The organism is Flavobacterium sp. TSSA_36, from assembly GCF_051547165.1.
Taxonomy (GTDB): Bacteria; Bacteroidota; Bacteroidia; order Flavobacteriales; family Flavobacteriaceae; genus Flavobacterium.
This window is the reverse complement of record NZ_JBPTTP010000001.1, coordinates 948,903-968,019: the sequence shown is the minus strand read 5'-3', so window position 1 is coordinate 968,019 and position 19,117 is coordinate 948,903. Positions and strand designations below refer to the sequence as shown.

Annotated in this window: 15 protein-coding genes; 4 read left to right on the top strand and 11 right to left on the bottom strand. The window is 35.6% G+C overall.

Features of this window, described 5'->3' with window-relative positions:
* Window positions 1-171: 171 nt before the first annotated feature.
* The gene (locus ACSVH7_RS04075; protein WP_438065405.1) at window positions 172-2,451 is read left to right on the top strand and encodes a carboxy terminal-processing peptidase; all 2,280 of its coding nucleotides are present in this window, start codon (window positions 172-174) and stop codon (window positions 2,449-2,451) included.
* A gap of 66 nt (window positions 2,452-2,517) precedes the next feature.
* Window positions 2,518-3,339, top strand: a complete 822-nt coding sequence (locus ACSVH7_RS04070) for a DNA/RNA non-specific endonuclease (protein WP_438065404.1) — start codon at window positions 2,518-2,520, stop codon at window positions 3,337-3,339.
* Here the strand turns inward: ACSVH7_RS04070 and rodA are convergent, their stop codons facing one another.
* The 6 genes from rodA to purH all read right to left on the bottom strand — a co-directional run bounded on the left by rodA (window position 3,340) and on the right by purH (window position 10,535).
* Complete coding sequence (rodA, locus tag ACSVH7_RS04065; protein WP_438065403.1) at window positions 3,340-4,575, bottom strand: rod shape-determining protein RodA; 1,236 nt, start codon at window positions 4,573-4,575, stop codon at window positions 3,340-3,342. It abuts the gene before it with no gap.
* 15 nt (window positions 4,576-4,590) lie between these two features.
* Window positions 4,591-6,543: a penicillin-binding protein 2 gene (gene mrdA / locus ACSVH7_RS04060; protein ID WP_438065402.1), complete on the bottom strand. Its 1,953-nt coding sequence runs from the start codon at window positions 6,541-6,543 to the stop codon at window positions 4,591-4,593.
* Window positions 6,540-7,046, bottom strand: a complete 507-nt coding sequence (mreD, locus tag ACSVH7_RS04055) for a rod shape-determining protein MreD (RefSeq protein WP_438065401.1) — start codon at window positions 7,044-7,046, stop codon at window positions 6,540-6,542. The genes mrdA and mreD overlap by 4 nt, the downstream gene beginning before the upstream one ends.
* Window positions 7,039-7,872, bottom strand: a complete 834-nt coding sequence (gene mreC / locus ACSVH7_RS04050) for a rod shape-determining protein MreC (RefSeq protein ID WP_438065400.1) — start codon at window positions 7,870-7,872, stop codon at window positions 7,039-7,041. Before mreC ends, mreD begins: the two co-directional genes overlap by 8 nt.
* Window positions 7,873-7,935: 63 nt before the next feature.
* The gene (locus ACSVH7_RS04045) at window positions 7,936-8,964 is read right to left on the bottom strand and encodes a rod shape-determining protein (protein WP_024980316.1); all 1,029 of its coding nucleotides are present in this window, start codon (window positions 8,962-8,964) and stop codon (window positions 7,936-7,938) included.
* Between the two features lie 44 nt (window positions 8,965-9,008).
* The gene (gene purH, locus ACSVH7_RS04040) at window positions 9,009-10,535 is read right to left on the bottom strand and encodes a bifunctional phosphoribosylaminoimidazolecarboxamide formyltransferase/IMP cyclohydrolase (RefSeq protein WP_438065399.1); all 1,527 of its coding nucleotides are present in this window, start codon (window positions 10,533-10,535) and stop codon (window positions 9,009-9,011) included.
* A 153-nt stretch (window positions 10,536-10,688) separates the two neighbouring features.
* On the opposite strand from purH, the gene ACSVH7_RS04035 reads away from it, so the two are divergent.
* Window positions 10,689-11,936, top strand: coding sequence for an ABC transporter permease (locus ACSVH7_RS04035; RefSeq protein WP_438065398.1), 1,248 nt, complete (start codon window positions 10,689-10,691; stop codon window positions 11,934-11,936).
* Between the two features lie 127 nt (window positions 11,937-12,063).
* Here the strand turns inward: ACSVH7_RS04035 and accD are convergent, their stop codons facing one another.
* From accD to ACSVH7_RS04020, 3 genes are all read right to left on the bottom strand, one after another.
* The gene (accD, locus tag ACSVH7_RS04030) at window positions 12,064-12,918 is read right to left on the bottom strand and encodes an acetyl-CoA carboxylase, carboxyltransferase subunit beta (protein WP_438065397.1); all 855 of its coding nucleotides are present in this window, start codon (window positions 12,916-12,918) and stop codon (window positions 12,064-12,066) included.
* 114 nt (window positions 12,919-13,032) lie between these two features.
* Window positions 13,033-14,100 (bottom strand): class II fructose-bisphosphate aldolase, encoded by a 1,068-nt coding sequence (gene fbaA / locus ACSVH7_RS04025; RefSeq protein WP_438065396.1) that lies wholly within the window; start codon window positions 14,098-14,100, stop codon window positions 13,033-13,035.
* 60 nt (window positions 14,101-14,160) lie between these two features.
* Window positions 14,161-16,716: a BamA/TamA family outer membrane protein gene (locus ACSVH7_RS04020; RefSeq protein WP_438065395.1), complete on the bottom strand. Its 2,556-nt coding sequence runs from the start codon at window positions 16,714-16,716 to the stop codon at window positions 14,161-14,163.
* Window positions 16,717-16,753: 37 nt separating this feature from the next.
* Here ACSVH7_RS04020 and ACSVH7_RS04015 point away from each other — a divergent pair, with 37 nt between their 5' ends.
* The gene (locus tag ACSVH7_RS04015; RefSeq protein ID WP_438065394.1) at window positions 16,754-17,482 is read left to right on the top strand and encodes a TrmH family RNA methyltransferase; all 729 of its coding nucleotides are present in this window, start codon (window positions 16,754-16,756) and stop codon (window positions 17,480-17,482) included.
* A gap of 2 nt (window positions 17,483-17,484) precedes the next feature.
* On the opposite strand, the gene ACSVH7_RS04010 is transcribed toward ACSVH7_RS04015, so the two are convergent.
* Both ACSVH7_RS04010 and ubiE read right to left on the bottom strand, forming a co-directional pair.
* Window positions 17,485-18,204 (bottom strand): porin family protein, encoded by a 720-nt coding sequence (locus ACSVH7_RS04010; protein WP_438065393.1) that lies wholly within the window; start codon window positions 18,202-18,204, stop codon window positions 17,485-17,487.
* 21 nt (window positions 18,205-18,225) lie between these two features.
* On the bottom strand, window positions 18,226-18,957 hold the full coding sequence (ubiE, locus tag ACSVH7_RS04005) for a bifunctional demethylmenaquinone methyltransferase/2-methoxy-6-polyprenyl-1,4-benzoquinol methylase UbiE (RefSeq protein ID WP_438065392.1): 732 nt from the start codon (window positions 18,955-18,957) through the stop codon (window positions 18,226-18,228).
* Window positions 18,958-19,117 lie beyond the last annotated feature (160 nt).

Below are 19,117 nucleotides of genomic sequence, written 5' to 3'. Positions count from 1 at the left end.
TTTAGGAAACACAAATATACCAACGAACTTCTTAAAATAACTCGAAATCCTTTTTTAGTTAACTTTTTTTGTAAAAATAAAATCGTATCAACATTTTTATATCTTTAACAAAAATTTATAGTGTGCCAAGGTTTCTTGGTTTTATCTTTACACCAATCAGACTTTCAGTTCATGAATGCAATTATTACTTATATGAAAAAGAATTTTAAAATTATACTTGCCGTATTGTGCTTGTCAGGAGCCTTATTCGCATTTAAAATAAATGGTTCTAAAGTGAACGCCGATGATCCTGAGAAAGATCGTCTCTTACTTGAATTACTGTCCTTTGTAATCGAAAAAGGACATTATGATCCCGCTGTGGTTGATGATGAATTCTCAAAAGGCGTCTACAAAGATTATATCTTGGCCTTAGACCCCTCCAAACGTTTTTTCTTACAATCAGATATTGACGAATTCGCTAAATATGAATTGGATTTAGACGAACAAATCAACAACAAAGAATTGACATTTTTTGAGTTAACCTATTCTCGTTTGATGCTGAGAATGGAAGAAAGCAAGAAAATTTATAAAACATTATTGGCTACGCCGAATGATTTTACATTAGAAGAAAGTTTCAATACTGATTATGAAAAAATGCCCTATGCCAAAAACAACAAAGAATTGGTAGAAAGATGGCGTAAACAAATGAAATTATCCGCTTTATCTTCAATTACTGAACGCTTACGTGTACAAGAAAGCAAAGAAAAATCAGGGGATACCAGCAAAGATAAACAAACTCCAGAAGTACCAGAGAAAACTAAAACAAGCGAGTTAAGTGCAGAATTAGGCATGGATGCCAACTCGAAAATCGATAAAAATGTAAAAAACAAAACTTTTGCAGAGTTAGAGGTAGAAAGCAGAGCTAACATTGGCAAATCATTAGATGAGTCTTTTGGTTTTATAAAAGAGTTAACACGCGACGACTGGTTTACAGTGTACATTAACTCTATTATGACGCGCTTTGACCCACATACCAGCTATTTTGCACCCGAGGAAAAAGAGCGTTTTGATGTAAGTATGAGCGGAAAACTGGAAGGAATTGGTGCACGTTTGCAAAAGAAAAATGACTTCACTGAAATCAGCGAACTAATTTCGGGTGGACCCGCGTGGAGAGGTCGCCAACTAGAAGCAGGAGACCTTATCTTGAAAGTGGGACAAGCTAGTTCCGAACCCGTAGACGTAGTAGGTATGCGTTTGGATGATGTGGTTAAAAAAATCAAAGGACCAAAGGGAACTATAGTTCGATTAACCGTAAAAAAAGTAGACGGAACCATCAAAAACATTTCGATTGTTAGAGATGTAGTCGAAATTGAAGAGACTTATGCAAAATCAAGCGTCGTTGAAAAAGAAGGTCTAAAATATGGAGTCATCTACTTACCCAAATTTTATATTGATTTCGAAAATAGAGATGGCCGTGATGCAGGCAAAGACATCGCCCTTGAAGTAGAACGCTTAAAACAAGCTAAAGTAAATGGAATTGTTTTGGATGTTAGAGATGATGGCGGTGGATCCCTTTCTACAGTAGTAGATATTGCTGGATTATTCATTCATGAAGGGCCTATTGTTCAAGTAAAATCAGCTGGTAAGAAAAAAGAAGTTCTTTACGATACGGATCCAAAGATAGAATGGGATGGCCCTCTTGTAATTATGGTCAATAGCTTTTCAGCTTCGGCCTCTGAAATTTTAGCAGCGGCGATACAAGATTACAAACGTGGCATTATCATAGGAAGTAAACAAACCTATGGCAAAGGTACGGTTCAAAATGTACATGATTTAAATCAATTTGTTAGAAATAGTTCTGTAGGTGATTTAGGTGCCTTAAAAATTACTACCCAAAAATTTTATAGAATTAATGGCGGGTCTACGCAGCGAGAAGGGGTGAGTAGTGATGTCGTAATGCCAGATCGTTATGCATACCTTAAAATGGGAGAACGCGATGTAGACAATGCGATGGCTTGGGACAAAATTGATGCTGCACCTTATACTCCATGGAAAGTAACACAAAATTTTGAGAAAGCCATAGCTAACAGCAAGGCAAGAATAGCAGCTAATCCACAATTTAAATTAATTGAAGAAAACGCCAAATGGATTGACAGCAAAAGTAATGACAATGTTTATAGCCTAAACATCGATACCTTTAAATCAGATCAAAATAAGGTAGAAGAAACGGCTAAAAAATACAAACCAATTTATGATTATAAAAGCGCCCTGAAATTCACTTCATTACCTTACGAGTCGGATGAATATGTTAAAGATCCCACTTTAAAAGAGAAAAGAGAAAGATGGCACGAGAGCCTGTCAAAAGATATCTATGTAGAAGAAGCGCTTAATGTTTTGGACGATTTACAAACCAAAAACGTTGTAAAAGCAATTCCTACCAAAAATTTAAAAGGCAAGCTTGCAAAATCTTAATGAAATAGCGTAACAACAAACGACTCAAAACACTCTTGTTTTTGGGTCGTTTTTTTTATAAATCCTATGAAATTATCCTTTCTTTTTTTCCTGTTTCCAGCTTTTGTTTTTTTGGTAAATCCCGAAAATAAAAACGCAAAGACAACTGATATCAAGCAAAAAAAAGCCGCTAGCCTAGCTTTCGTCCCCTCAAGAATTCCTAAAAAAAACATCCAGGAATTCCTCCCCACCTCTACTACAAAGGCAATAATTACACACGAATTCTACTGCTTGTCTTATAATGAAAAATACGAACAAGCGGAATGGGTGGCTTATGAACTAAAAAAATCAGAAGTGCTTAACGCAAATTTAAAAAGACCCTACTTCATACAAGACGCTAAAGTTAGCACTGGCTCAGCAGACTGGAGAAATTATAAAAACTCTGGCTATGACAAAGGACATTTGTGTCCAGCAGCCGATCGAGAATTCAGTAAAAAAGCCTATGAAAGTACTTTTTTGACGTCAAATATTTCACCTCAAAACCATGAATTTAATAGCGGGGTATGGAACAGATTAGAAGAAAAAACAAGATATTGGGCGCAAAAATACGATGGTGTTTATGTGGTTACTGCTGGCATTTTACAACCAAATTTGAAAACTATTGGAACCGAAAGGGTAGCCGTTCCAAAGTATTTCTACAAAATAATTTTAGACGAAAACGAGACTAACTACCGAATGATTGCTTTTTTAATCCCAAATGCTGCAAGTAACAAACCGCTGTATGATTTTGTAGTTGCTGTAGATCAAATAGAAAAATTGACAGGGCTTGATTTTTTTCCACAATTACCCGACGATATTGAAAAACAATTAGAAAAAAACAGCGATTACAAATCTTGGAGTTTTAAGTAACTACCACTCATTTACTTTATTGGCATCCATTTTTATAAAAATAAATAATAAAATGGTAAAGGCCCAAAGTCCTGAACCACCATAAGAGAAAAAAGGCAACGGTATACCGATAGTAGGGAAGATTCCCGCCACCATGGCAATATTAACAAAGAAATGGAGAAAAATAATCGCCGCTACCGAATAACCATAAACCCTACTAAATTTGGTTTTTTGTCTTTCTGCTAAATAAATAATTCGCAATAAAAGAATAACAAACAAACCAATTACTACGGTAGCTCCCAAAAAACCCCATTCCTCACCTACAGTCGTAAAAATATAATCCGTGTGCTGCTCGGGTACAAATCCACCTTTCGTTTGTGTTCCTTCTAAGAAACCTTTACCAATCCAACCTCCAGAACCAATAGCGATTTCAGATTGATTGGTATTGTATCCTATCCCTTTCATATCCACGGCTTTCCCCAATAAAATATTAAATCGGTCCCTATGATGTTGTTTAAAAACATGATCAAAAACATAACTCACAGAGAATACAAATCCTGTAATAAGCGCTAAAAAAATGAAACTCCTAAGCACATTTCTCTCGGCTAAACGCGATTTAAAATGTATGGCTAACAAAACCACTGCCGCGATTAAAATCACTACATAAGGTTCTAAAACCAAAGTGAGAACAAAAAGAAAAATTAAAGAAAAACCAGTCCAGATATACCATCCTGGCAAACCCTCTCTATAAAGTACAATAAAAAAAATCGTAAAAACTAACGCACTTCCTGGATCAGGCTGAGGCAAAATCAATAAAATAGGTAAGCAAACAATGGCCAAAGCTTGAACTTGCCGATTTACCTCTTTTAAATTTATCAAAGGATCGCTTAAATATTTAGCCAAAGCCAAAGCAGTAGCAGCCTTGGCAAACTCAGAGGGTTGCAAAGTAAAACCACCAATCCCATACCAACATCTTTGTCCAGCAATCGTTTTACCAAAAGCAAACAAGCCCAGCAAAGAAACTAAAGCAACCACAAATATAATGGAAGCGTATTTTTCGTAGAACTTTCCATCCACAGACAATACGGTAAAAATCAAAGGGATGGAAAATAAAATAAACAACAACTGTTTGTCCGCAGTTCCCTCTTCCGAGGATAATGAAGAGGAGTAGATGTTCAACCATCCTAAAACCACTAGTAGCATATAGATGATGACACAAATCCAATCGATGTTACTGGTTACACTTTGGTTTTTCATTTTATGACTACTAATTTAGTTTTTTTTGGTACTGTCTTTTTTCACTAGGGGCAAAGGTACAGGATTCAATTTTTTCAATTTCAATTGCGCAATAGAATCTTTAATGCGTAATTCTCTTTTAACATCTTCATTCAAACCACCTAATTTGGCATATTGTCCTTGAAGACTAATATTAAGTACTCTTGTCTCTAGATCAGTTCTAGTTATTTTTTTCTTCAAATACTTTTCAATCATCAAACTAGCTATTGGCCCGGCTATGGTTGATCCAAAACCACCATTTTCAATCATGATCGCAATGGCAATTTTTGGATTGTCTTTCGGTGCAAAAGCTACAAATATAGAGTGGTCTTTCAATTGTGTACGTTTCCCACCAATTTTGGCAAAGTTTTCAGCCGTTCCTGTCTTACCACAAATATCAATTCCCTCCACTCTTAGTCCAGCTGCCGTACCCATATTATACACATCAAATAATCCACTGATAATTGGCTTGAAATGACTTTTGTCTATAGTGGTAACATGCTTAGTGGTAAACTTTTTATCAATAGGAGTATCTGCAATTTTTTTAATGATGTGAGGCGTGTAATAGTAGCCTTCATTGGCAATAGTCGCCATCATATTTGCCAATTGGATGGGCGTCATCAATACTTCTCCTTGACCAATTGCATTAGAAACAATTGCTGTACTTCTCCAACCTCCATTCGGATACATGCGCTTATAAGTAGCTGAAGTAGGGATTTTACCTTTCCTTCCAGTAGGTAAATCATACCCCATGAATTGACCTAAACCAAAACTTTTGACATGATTACTCCAAACATCTACCGCATAACTAGGTTTTGCGTATTTATTGATGGTTCGCATATAAGCGGTCCCAAAAAAAGCATTACAAGATTCGTAAATCCCTCTATGCAATTGCAACATACCACCACGACAGTGACAACGCATGAATCGCCCTCTAGCATAGCTAAAGCCATGATGACAGGCTACGGAGGTATTTTCATCAATCACATTTTCTTGCAAAGCCACTAAACCTGTCAGAATTTTAAAAGGAGAACCTGGAGGATATTCCGCTAATAAACCCCTATCATATAATGGTTTTGCGATAGAATCATGATATAATTTTGTGTAATTTTTAGAACGCTGACGTCCTACTAATATACCCGGATCGTAAGACGGAGCCGTGATTAACGCTAAAATTTCACCTGATTTGGGTTCAATGGCTACAATTCCACCGCGCTTGTTCACCATTAATTGTTCCCCGTATTTTTGAATTTCGGCATCTATGGTAAGTGTAATGTCTTTTCCTGGCTCAGCAATGGTATCAAATCGCCCTTCTTTATACGAACCAATCTCTCGATTGTATTTGTCTTTTTGAATATAAGTAACCCCTTTTACGCCTCTTAAAATTTCTTCATAACTCTCCTCCACCCCCTGTCGTCCGATCAAATCCCCACTTTTATAGTATGGATTTTTCTTTATTATATTCTCATTTACTTGGGTGATGAATCCGAAAATATTGGCCCCATAATCCACTTCATAATCTCTAAGTGATCGTTTTTGAAAATAAAACCCCTCATAATTACGTATTTTTTCCTGGAAAGCGGCAAATTCTAATTTATTCAATTGGGCTAAAAAAACCGAAGGAAGTCTTGGACTATACACCTTTGCTTTTTCGATATTCTTAATAAAATCAGCTTTGTCAATATTCAAGAGTTTACAAAACTCCAGCGTATCCATTTTCTTAACTTCACGGGGAATTACCATAATATCATACGACGCTTGATTGGCCACCATGAGTTTTCCGAATCTGTCGTAAATATAACCTCGTTCTGGATAATCGTACTTTATTTTTATCGCATTATTTTCTGATTTCAGTTTGAAAGTATCATCAATAATTTGAAGATAAAAAATCCGAATTAAAAGCAAAGTCGCTCCAATTATTATCAGGGTTGGCAATAAAATTTTTCTCATCGTTTATTTGGCTTAACAAGATAGATGATGATAATCACTAATAACAACGTAAATACCGAACTCAAAATAGTACGTAAAAGCACATCAAATATAAAACTAAACTCGAACGCTTCAAGGGTAAATAATACCAAATGATGGGTAATGGTAGCGATCAACAGAAAAGAGAAGCGTTCAGGTGTCAGTACATCGTTGAGCCTTACCGTTTGATATTCATAACTTAATCCGAAAGAAAATTTAAAAATCCAAGGTCTAAAATAAGCTAACACCAAACATGATGTAGCATGTACTCCTCCTGAATTAGAAAACATATCCAATAATAACCCTAAGAGAAAACTAGCAACTAATAACGTCGCTTTGTTTCCGTTAACAGGATACAGAATAATAAAAAGGATGTAAGGAAACGGGCTGATGTAACCGTAGAAATTCATATTATTAAAAACAATAACTTGTATTGCCAACAATAACAAAAAACGAAAGATATTGACTATCAATGTACTATTCATCTTTTTTTCTTTGGTTTTCGAGTTGTTTCATTTCTTCGCTTCCTTTGTTCTTGAGGATGTATACATGACCTAAGTTGGTCATATCATTAAATAATTTAATTTCCAAAGTATAGAAATTCGTTTGATTGTCTTTATCCCTAAAAACTTTATGAATAGTACCAATATTAATATTTTCCGGAAAAATTACAGATTGTCCTCCTGTAACCACGGTATCCCCTTTATGAATATTTGCAAGTCTTGGCACATCAATCAACTGCACAAAACCGGTACTTTTTCCATTCCATACCAAAGAACCAAAATGATTCGATTTTTTTATTTTAGCATTGATTCTCGATTTTTTATTCAAGATACTCGCCACAGTGGCATAATTTTCAGAAGTGTCATCAATGATACCTATAATTCCTTTACTATTGATTACACCCATATCAGGTTTTACGCCCTCTTTTTGTCCTGCGTTCAACGTAAGATAATTTTCATAAACACTATAGGAGTTTTTGATCACTTTTGCCACCACTATATCCGAGGGCTTCACACCCTTTATGGAGTCTAATCGGGTCATAAATGAGGAATCTTTCACTTGAAAAAGTAGACTTCTCAGCATTGCATTTTCTAGTGCCAAGTCATCATTTTCTTTTCGTAGGTGTAGGTATTCTTTAGCATTATTCACCTCTTGGTACACATTACCGCTGATTACATTAGCGGAACTAATCATTTTACTTCGATGAAAGGAGTGAAACTGAATCGTCAGCGTTAATGAAATTCCCAAAAGCAGCAAGAACAGTAATCTATAACTATTTCTTGATATAAAATTAAATATTTGCTGCATTTTGAGATAAAAAAATTAAGTGATTAGAAGCTAAAAACAAGTCCTATTTATTGGATTAGCATCTTATTTGATTAAGATGCTTTTAAACTTGGTAATATTTTTTAAAGCCATTCCGGTCCCACGAACAACTGCTCTTAAAGGATCCTCAGCGATATACACTGGCAAATCCGTTTTTTGAGAAATTCGTTTATCCAATCCTCTCAACATAGATCCTCCACCGGCTAAATAAATTCCAGTGTTGTAAATATCTGCGGCTAATTCTGGCGGAGTTTGAGAAAGCGTTTCCATCACTGCATCTTCAATACGTTGAATCGATTTGTCCAACGCTTTTGCAATTTCGCGATAAGAAACTTCTACTTGCTTTGGTTTTCCCGTCAATAAATCACGTCCTTGTACTGACATATCCTCAGGAGGTGTTTCTAGATCTTCTACGGCAGCTCCAATTTGGATTTTTATTTTTTCTGCGGTACTTTCTCCCACAAATAAATTGTGTTGCGTACGCATATAATACACAATATCATTAGTAAACACGTCACCTGCAATTTTAACGGATTTATCACAAACGATTCCCCCTAATGCAATGACCGCAATTTCAGTAGTTCCTCCACCAATATCTACAATCATGTTTCCTTTGGGCTGCATGATATCGATACCAATACCTATAGCGGCTGCCATTGGTTCGTGAATTAGATATACTTCTTTTCCGTTTACGCGTTCACAAGATTCTTTTACGGCACGCATTTCTACCTCAGTAATTCCAGAAGGAATACAAACAATCATGCGCAGTGCTGGCGTGAACATTTTTTTATTAAGCGCAGGAATACTTTTGATGAACATGCTAATCATTTTCTCTGACGCATCAAAATCAGCAATTACACCATCTTTCAATGGTCGAATTGTTTTGATGTTTTCATGCGTTTTCCCTTGCATCATATTGGCCTCTTTTCCCACAGCAATAATTTTGCCTGATATCCTATCTCGAGCCACAATCGACGGACTATCAATAACTACTTTATCGTTATGAATGATTAAAGTGTTTGCGGTACCAAGGTCTATCGCGATATCCTCAGTCATGAAATCAAAAAATCCCATACGTTTTTATGTATTGTAAAAATTAAATAACAAAGTTAAACAAATTAATGTTTGAAATGACGGGTTCCAGTAAATACCATGGCAAGATTATTCTCGTTGCAATAGTTAATACTCAACTCGTCTTTGATTGAACCTCCGGGTTGAATCACTGCCGTAATCCCAGCGTTTTTGGCTAATTCTACACAGTCTGGAAAAGGGAAGAAAGCATCACTCGCCATGGAAGCTCCTTCTAAACTAAACCCGAAGGCTTTGGCCTTTTCAACCGCTTGCATCAAGGCATCAACCCTAGAAGTTTGGCCTGTACCTGAAGCAATAAGCGTGCCGTTTTTAGCGAATACAATGGTATTGGATTTCGTATTTTTACACACTTTAGAGGCAAATATTAAATCTTTTACTTCTTGTGCAGTAGGTGCAGTAAGAGTAACTGTTTTTAAATCTTCTGCTTTATCGGTAATATCATTACGATCTTGTATCAATAATCCATTCAAACAGGTACGCACTTGTCTTGTAGGCAAGCTTACTTCGTTTTGAACTAGAATAATTCTGTTTTTCTTCTCTTGTAAAATTACCAAAGCTTCTGGCTCATATGCTGGCGCAATAACCACTTCACAGAATAATTTTGTGATTTCAGAGGCCGTAGCCAAATCAATAGGAGTATTCGAAATCAACACCCCACCAAAGGCAGAAGTAGGATCACAAGCCAAAGCCGCATCATAGGCCTCACTAATAGTAGCTCTGGTAGCCAAACCACAAGCGTTATTGTGTTTTAAAATAGCAAAAGTAGGTCCGTCCGTTTTAAACTCGTTGATTAAGTTTACAGCAGCATCCACATCTAACAAATTGTTGTAAGACAATTCTTTTCCGTGAACTTTGGTAAACATCGCCTCAAAATCTCCGAAGAAAAATCCTTTTTGATGTGGGTTTTCTCCATAACGCAATACTTGACCATCCGCAATACTTGCTTTATATATTGTTTCATCGGTATTGAAATAATTGAAAATAGCTCCATCATAATGAGAGGAAACATGAAAAGCCTTAGTCGCTAATAATTTTCTGTCTTCTAAAGTTGTCGCGCCATTCTGATTGGTAATCATATCCAAAAACATACCATATTGATCCATAGAAGAAACAATTACAGTGTCTTTGAAATTTTTAGCCCCTGCACGGATCAATGAAATTCCACCAATATCAATTTTTTCTATAATATCTGCCTCACTAGCCCCAGAAGCTACCGTTTTTTCAAAAGGATACAAATCAACAATTACTAAATCTATTTGAGGAATATCATATTCTTGCATTTGTTGCACATCACCTTCATGATCTTGACGATTCAAAATCCCTCCAAACACTTTAGGATGCAAAGTTTTTACTCTTCCTCCAAGTATAGAAGGATAAGAAGTAACGTCTTCCACTGGAATTACTGGAATTCCAAGATTTTTTATAAAATCTTCCGTTCCTCCCGTCGAATAGAAAACAACATTTTGTTCGTGTAATTTTCTAACAATCGGCTCTAATCCGTCTTTAGAAAATACAGAAATTAATGCGGATTGAATTTTTTTAGTAGTGTTCATGTGTAGTAGTTTTTTGAAAGCGCAAAAATAGTTAATTTTTACAAATAAAATCTAGGGAATTTATGTAACATTTTTAATTAAATTCGTACCTATTAAAATAGTATTTTGAAAGATTCTTCAAATTCATTTTTACCTTAATTCAATTCAAAAAATATGCTGGTTTATCTACGATTATTGAAAGAAAGTTTTCGCTTTGCTACCAATGCCTTATTGGCCAATAAACTTAGGACTTTACTTTCCTTACTTGGGGTCACCATTGGTATTTTCTCCATTATCGCTGTTTTGGCCGCTGTAGATTCTTTGGATCGCAAAATTTCTAAAGATTTGAGTAGTTTGGATAAAAATACCATTTATTTAATGAAATTTTCCTTTGGTCCTACGGAAATTCCGCAATGGAAAAGAGAGCAATTTCCTAATGTTAAGTATGATGAATACAGCTACATGAAAGGGGTAATGACTAATACTGAGCAAATGGGCTATCAAATTTTTACCAAAAGAGAAGCCATTAAATACGAATCTAAAACAGTCAGTGATGTGAATATCGTACCTGTTTCCCATGAATTTATAGATATTCAAGGATTGGAATTTGAACAAGGTCGATTTTATACAGAGTCCGAGGCCAATTCCGGTGCCTCTGTAATTGTTTTAGGAGATGAAGTAGCCGCATCACTTTTTGAGGGCAGCGATGCTTTGGGAAAAACAGTACGACTTTATGGTAAAAGATTTACAGTAATTGGAGTTTTAAAGAAAAAAGGTTCTGGGATTTTTGATGATGACGATACATCCGCATTTATTCCGGTGAATTTTGTACGTCAACTGTTTGGTGACAACAATGATGGCTTAACGAATGTGATCATATTCAAACCCGAAAAAGGAGTAGACATGGACGCTTATAAGGGCGAAATCACCCAAAAACTTAGAGCGTATCGAGGGTTAAAAGCAGGCGAAATTGATAATTTTTTCATCAATGTGTTTTCCGGATTTACGGATTTTATTGATGGTATCATTGGACAAATGAATGTGGTAGGATGGATCATTAGCGGATTTTCTTTGTTGGTGGGTGGTTTTGGTATTGCCAATATCATGTTTGTCTCGGTAAAAGAACGCACCAATTTAATCGGAATTCAAAAATCATTGGGCGCAAAGAATCGTTTTATTTTGTTTCAATTTTTGTTTGAAGCGATTATACTTTCTTTAATTGGAGGTGTTATCGGGTTGTTGTTGGTGTGGATCATTGCTATGGTACTCACTAATGCCTTGGATTTTGAATTTGTTTTAGGATTTGGAAACATCCTTTTAGGCACTAGTCTAGCAGCATTCATTGGTTTACTCTCGGGCATTTTACCCGCGATATCCGCTGCTAATCTAGATCCTGTAGAGGCTATTCGTACTGGAATGTAGATTTTTACACAACAAAACATCGCTTTTACCTCATCGTTTTCTTTTTTAATGTCTGTATCGTTACAGAATAAACAAAAAAAATCCCAAGAAAAGAATCTTGGGATTTTGTATTTTAAATGATAAAAACTTATCGTATCTCGTTATTTTGAATCAAATCGATATACAAGTTAATTCTGTCCTTCAGCTCTTTTCTTGGCGTAATAAAGTCTAAGAAACCATGTTCTAAAAGAAATTCAGCAGTTTGAAAACCTTCGGGTAAATCTTTTCCTGTGGTATCTCTAACCACACGTGGTCCCGCAAAACCAATTAATGCACCGGGTTCAGAGATGTTGATGTCTCCCAACATGGCATAAGAAGCAGTGGTACCTCCCGTGGTAGGATCTGTACAAAGAGAGATATATGGCAAACCGGCTTCTGCCAATTGCGCTAATTTTACCGAAGTTTTAGCTAATTGCATCAAAGAATAGGCTGCTTCCATCATACGGGCACCTCCAGATTTTGAAATCATCACAAAAGGCAATTTATTTTTGATGGCATGATCAATCCCTCTAGCAATTTTTTCTCCTACAACAGCTCCCATAGAACCTCCGATAAATGCGAAATCCATAGCACAAACCACAAGGTCTTTTCCTTTAGATTTTCCAACTCCTGTGCGAACGGCGTCTTTTAATTGTGTTTTGGACATCACTTCTTTCAATCGATCCGCATACTTTTTGGTATCTTCAAAATGCAATGGGTCTTTTGAGGTCATGTTTTTATCCAACTCTACAAATTCATTATTGTCGAATAAAATTTCGAAATAAGTAGCACTTCCAATTCGTACATGAAAATCATCTTCAGGACTTACAAACAAGTTACGTGCTAATTCATCGGCGTCAATAATTTTTCCGGTAGGCGATTTGTACCAAAGCCCTTTGGGAACATCCATTTTGTCCTCGGTAGCCGTAGTAATTCCTTTTTCTTTTCTTTTAAACCAAGCCATTTATTAAGTATTCAGTGTTGAGCGTACAAAACTATAAAAAAAAAGCAATAAAAAAAGTTGTAACATTTCATAGTTTTTATTCTAGAAACGATACAACTTTTATTTATTTCCTAATTAAAGGGTATTCACGTTGTTCAAATCAGCAAAAGATTGTGCTAATCTTGTATTGAAGGTTACTTCACTTTCTCTAACCCATCTTCTAGGATCGTAGAATTTTTTGTTAGGTACATCAGCTCCTTCAGGATTACCAATTTGAGTTTTTAAGTACTCAATATTTTTCACCATATAGTCACGGATCCCTTCTGTATAAGCAAATTGTAAATCAGTATCAATGTTCATTTTAACCACTCCGTATCCAATAGCTTCTCTAATTTCCTCTAGAGTAGAACCTGATCCACCGTGGAAAACGAAATCTACTGGGTTAGCACCTGTATTGAATTTTTCTTGAACATACTCTTGAGAATTTTTCAAGATTTTTGGAGTCAATTTCACATTTCCTGGTTTGTATACCCCGTGAACATTTCCAAAAGAAGCTGCAATAGTAAAACGAGGACTTACTTTTGATAATTCTTCGTAAGCGTAAGCTACTTCAGAAGGCTGTGTATATAATTTAGAGCTATCTACATCCGAGTTGTCTACTCCATCTTCCTCTCCACCTGTGATACCAAGTTCGATTTCTAAAGTCATACCCATTTTACTCATACGAGCTAAATACTCTTTACAGATTTCGATATTTTCTTCGATTGGCTCTTCAGACAAATCAATCATATGAGAAGAGAATAATGGTTTTCCTGTAGCTGCAAAATTAACTTCTGAAGCGTCTAGTAAACCGTCAATCCAAGGTAATAATTTTTTGGCACAGTGATCTGTGTGAAGAATCACTGTTGCTCCGTAAGCGGCTGCCAATGCATGAATGTGTTTTGCCCCAGCGATAGCCCCGGCAATGGCTGCTTTCTCCCCTGCATTAGATAATCCTTTACCTGCATTAAATTGTGCTCCACCATTAGAGAATTGGATAATTACTGGAGCATTTAATTTTGCTGCAGTTTCTAAAACTCCATTAATTGTGCTGGAACCAGTAACGTTTACTGCTGGAAGTGCAAATCCTTTTTCTTTTGCATAGCTAAAAATTTCTTGAACTTGATCTCCTGTAGCCACTCCTGGTTGTATGTTGTGTGCCATTTTGTTAAAATTTAAGTTATTATTTTTTTTAAAGGTTCACAAAAATAAGCATTTCAAAATTTAGAAAGGGTAATTAATCCCAAAATTTAAGACAGATTTGTTAAATCTAAAGTCTTTAAACCAGCGACTTCCTACAGAATTTCCGGGATTATAGGTTTTAAATCCCAAATCAAAACGAACTACAAAAAAATTCAAATCGTAACGCAAACCAAAACCCGTACCCAAGGCCATTTCACTCAAATCTTTTAAGCTAGAAAACCTTGCTGATTCTACTTCTACCGCGTCTAAAACATTCCAAATATTACCCGCATCAGCAAATATTGCTCCTTTAACACTACCCACTATCTTGAATCGGTATTCTGCACTCAAAGCGATTTTCATGTTAGCCTCGTTGAAATCTAATACAGATCCCGTACTACCCGGCCCTAAACTATAAGGTTGCCAAGCTCTATTATCATTGGTCCCTCCAGAGAAATAACTTCGAGAGAATGGAATATAATCCGCGTTACCAAAAGGAACTGCAATCCCAAAAAAACTTCTAAAAGCTAGAATATTCTCTTTTGAAAAATCCCAATGTTTGATATAATCGAGTTCAAATTTTAAATACTCCGAATAAGGCAAATTAAAAATCTCATAATGTCCCGAAGCATTTTTTTGCAATTGAGCTGCCTTTGCAATCCAACTCAACAATGTTCCAGCCGATTCAATTTTGGATTTAAATTGATAAAAATCATTGTCCTGAATGTCCTTTTTGGTCGATTGAGTAAAAGTATAACTGGTCCCCAAAATAAAATCATTTTCCGTCAAACGCAATCTTCGCTCTTCTATGCCTAAGACTTCTTTAAATTCTTTATCTTCTACTTTTATAGCCGTTCTTAAATTCAACACATCATCTGTAAAACCTGTGGTTCCAGAATTGATAATCAGGTTTTTGTTCCCATCCACATAACTGCTCTCGGTGTTGAAAGTCTTCGCAATGCCATTTAACGCATTGTAGGAAGATCCATAAACATTAAAGTAATTGGCCGGATTTAAATTTCGAACAAATTGAATATTGAGTAAATCGACTCTTGCGGTATTATTTTTAATTGGATTCCAATTGTACGTAATTAAAGAGGTAAAGTTTTCTTTATCTAGTCCGATGTTTCTTTGTTTATTAAATCCCGCCGAAATTTGAGAATACGGGATCATCCGCTTAGGAATAATCCTATCGGTATTAAAAGGAAGAAAGATTCTCGGGAAATTCAATTTTAAGTTGATCCCATACTCGGTCACATTAAAAAAAGCATCATTAGGATTAGCAAAATCCTTGGAAGACCCGATATTACCCCTAAAACCAATTTCTAAAGTTTCCGCTCTATTGAATACATTCCGGATAGTTTCTGTAACACTAGCTCCTATACCAAAATCTTGAATGTTCGAATGGGTAAAATCTAAGGTCGTACCAAAACTAAATTTCTTTTTAGGAGAAAGATAAATTTTGGCTATTAACGATTGTGCGGTAGTATCTCTTTTATCTACCTCATATTGGATACTGGGATATCCAAATATTTTTAAATTATTCAATGATCTATTGGTCAATACTGTTTTACTATCCGCAAACAAAGCCCCTTTGTTTAAAAAAACTGCATCGGTAATCGCTGATGGTTTATAGCGCAATTTTCCATGACTAAAAAGCTTAATATCATGGTATTCTACACTATCTGTCACTGTTTCGGGAGGGCTTTTTGGAGAAAAATCAGTAAAAATTTTAACATCGCTTATTTTATACAAATGAAACGGGACTGTATAAGTGGAATCGTTGTTTTGATAGGAATAATTTTTGATTATCAGATCCACATTGGCTTTGTCTTTCTTGCCAATGGTATCAATGTCAAACAAAACATTATTGGCTTGAAACAAATAAGCTCCGTTATTTCTAAAATAGGTCGTGATTCTGTTTTTTTCATCCTCAAAATCACTAGTTTTATATTGTTTACCCGATTGAATCACACTCGCTTGCTCCACGTTTTTGTATAAAGAATCCAATGCTTTTGAGGCAATAGATCGACTAATAGTGTCAATAATAAACGGGTTTGACAAGGCTATTTTGTATTTAATTTTAGCTTTTTTAATCCCTATCGTATCGATTGTATAGGTGGTTTTGGCGTTAAAATAACCTTTATTAAAATAGTAATTATTTAACCTATTTACGGTTTTTTGGGTTTTAACCGTGTCTATAACCACAGGAGGTTCACCTACTTTTTTCAAAAACTGATGAATTCCTTTGTAATAAAAAGATTCTCCCAAACGATGAACTTGTTTTGCAGACAACCACTTGGATTTTCTTGCGAATTTCTTAGGATCTTTAATAAATTTAGCCTGAAAAGTAGAATCAGGATTTAAATTCGCGGCGTTGTAAAGCGCTAATCTCAATCTAAAACCACCAATTGTCCCGTTTGGATTTTGATACATTTGATCGAATGCCGTTTGTTCTTTAATCGGCTTATCATTTACTGTAATTTGATTTTTTGTTAGTAAAAATTTGCCTTCAGGAACTCGTTTAACAGCATTACAAGCCGAAATAATTATTGCAATTAGAAGAAATGCAATTACTTTTGTGGAATTCTTTTTCAAGTGTTGGTATAAATTTAATTCAAAAGTACATTTTTTTATGGTTAGTAAAAACCAAATAAAGCTTATCTCGAGTTTACATCAGAAAAAATTCAGAAATGCACAGCAGTTATTTATAGTTGAAGGCAGTAAAGGTATTCAGGAATTATTGAATTCTACGCTAGAATTAGAACATTTGTACGTTACTGTGGACACTTTCGAAACGGTTCCTTTTTCAAAAAAAAGCCTCCTAACCGAGAGTGAATTAAAAAAAATAAGCGCGTTAACTACACCAAATACTTGTTTGGCTGTTTTCAAAATTCCAGCAGAAAAACCAATACTAAAAGAAGGACTAATTGTCGCACTCGATTCCATCCGAGATCCCGGTAATATGGGAACGATTCTAAGATTATGCGATTGGTTTGGCATCAGCCAAGTGGTTTGCACTAAAGAAACGGTAGACCTCTATAATCCAAAAGTAGTACAAGCCACTATGGGATCCATTGCCCGAGTTAACGTGAATTATGTTGACCTGAAAACGTATTTACAAGCTACTTCTTTGCCCATTTTTGGTACTTTTATGGAAGGGGATTCCCTCTATACCGCCGCACTCCCCAAGGAAGGCATCATTGTTTTGGGCAATGAAGCCAATGGGATTTCTGCTGAAATTGAAGCTTTAGTAAAGCATCGCATTACAATTCCACGTTTTGGTAATTTACAACAAACGGAAAGTTTAAATGTTGCGACTGCCACCGCCATTGTTTTGAGTGAATTCAAACGCAATTCCTGATTTTAATGAAAGGTAAAATTGATAAAAATAGCTCTGCTTTTCATCGATTCAATAGTGCCCGTCCATGGACTATTTGGGTCTTTATCTCGAATTAATTCATCATTGATGCCAAAAACGCCTCGAATGGAGGGAGAAAAAATAAAGTATTCAGAAAAAATATCAATACCTAGTCCTACTTCATAATTGGGATTCCAAGATTTGACTCTAAATCGTCCTTCTGCATTATCGTCTAATGATTTGGCATTGCTAGACAAATTAAGAGTTAAGGAACCACCTCCCAGCAAATAAGGGCGTACATTTCCTGTTCGCTCCGAAGAAAACTTGAGTAACAATGGAAAATGAATATACGTACTATTCACTTCTCTCAACCGATCACTAGTAGTCGCAGCGCCCGGAAAATAGGAACTTGGAAAATAAAGATCCCGTTTGGTATAATACAACCCGGGTTCAAAACGCAGATCAAGGTATTCTTGTAAACGCCAATTAGCAACTAAACCAACGTTAAAACCCGTAGTTCTTTTGACCAAAACATCAGGTTCATTGACTTTGTAATCTATTTTGAAATCAAAACCATTAAACCCCATAAAAAAACCAAAATGAATTTTTTGTTTTTGGAAGTTCTCTAAGTTAATAATAGGATCTTTGCTAAAAATGTGTTTATTCCACTGTGCATTGACAAAAGTACAAGACAGTAAAAAAAGGAATACAGGTATTTTTTTCATAGAAAACAAGGGCGTTTCAAATTATTGTTTGGTTGCGTAATAGATTGTCGCAACTCCAAAAGTTTGCGGCATATCTTTCACCTGAATAAACCCTGTTTTTCTCAAAATATTGTTCAAACGCTCTCCATAAGGAAAAGCTGCCGAGGATTCAGACAAATAGCCATAAGCGGTAGTGTCTTTTGAAAAAAGTTTCCCAATGAGAGGCAAAATGTTTCTACTATAAAAATGATAGCCTTGTTTGAAAGGCGTTTTTTCGGGAACAGAGGTTTCTAAAATCACAAAAGTACCACCGGGTTTAAGTACTCGTAGAATTTCGCTCAATCCTTTTTCGAGGTTTTCAAAATTTCGTACCCCAAAAGCTACTGTAATCGCGTCAAAATAATTATCTCCAAAAGGCATACTTTCAGAATCGCCCAATTGCATTTCGATACGATTAGACAATTGTTTTGCAGCAATTTTTTCTACGCCAACAGCCAACATGCCCTCTGAAATATCTAATCCAATAATTTTAGTTGCGGGGGTTTGAGCCATCAATATGGCCAAATCTCCGGTCCCTGTAGCGATATCTAAAATAGTTTTTGGGTTAGATTCTGCTACCAAATCCAGTACTTTTTTTCTCCATTTTACATCAATTCCGAAAGAAATCACTCGATTTAAATTATCGTAATTTCCTGAAATGGTATTGAACATAGTCGCCACTTGTTCTTTTTTGCTTAATTGAGAATCTTTATAAGGCGTTATTTTTTCTGACATCGTATTTTAATTTGCACAAATATACTACAAACTCCATTAACTGTACCGTCCTTTCAGGGCATTCGCTTTTAAAAAAAATTAGCCACCAATCACACCAATTGTCACTAATTGTCACTAATTGTCATCAAAACTGAAATTGAATGTCACTAATTCCAGCAAT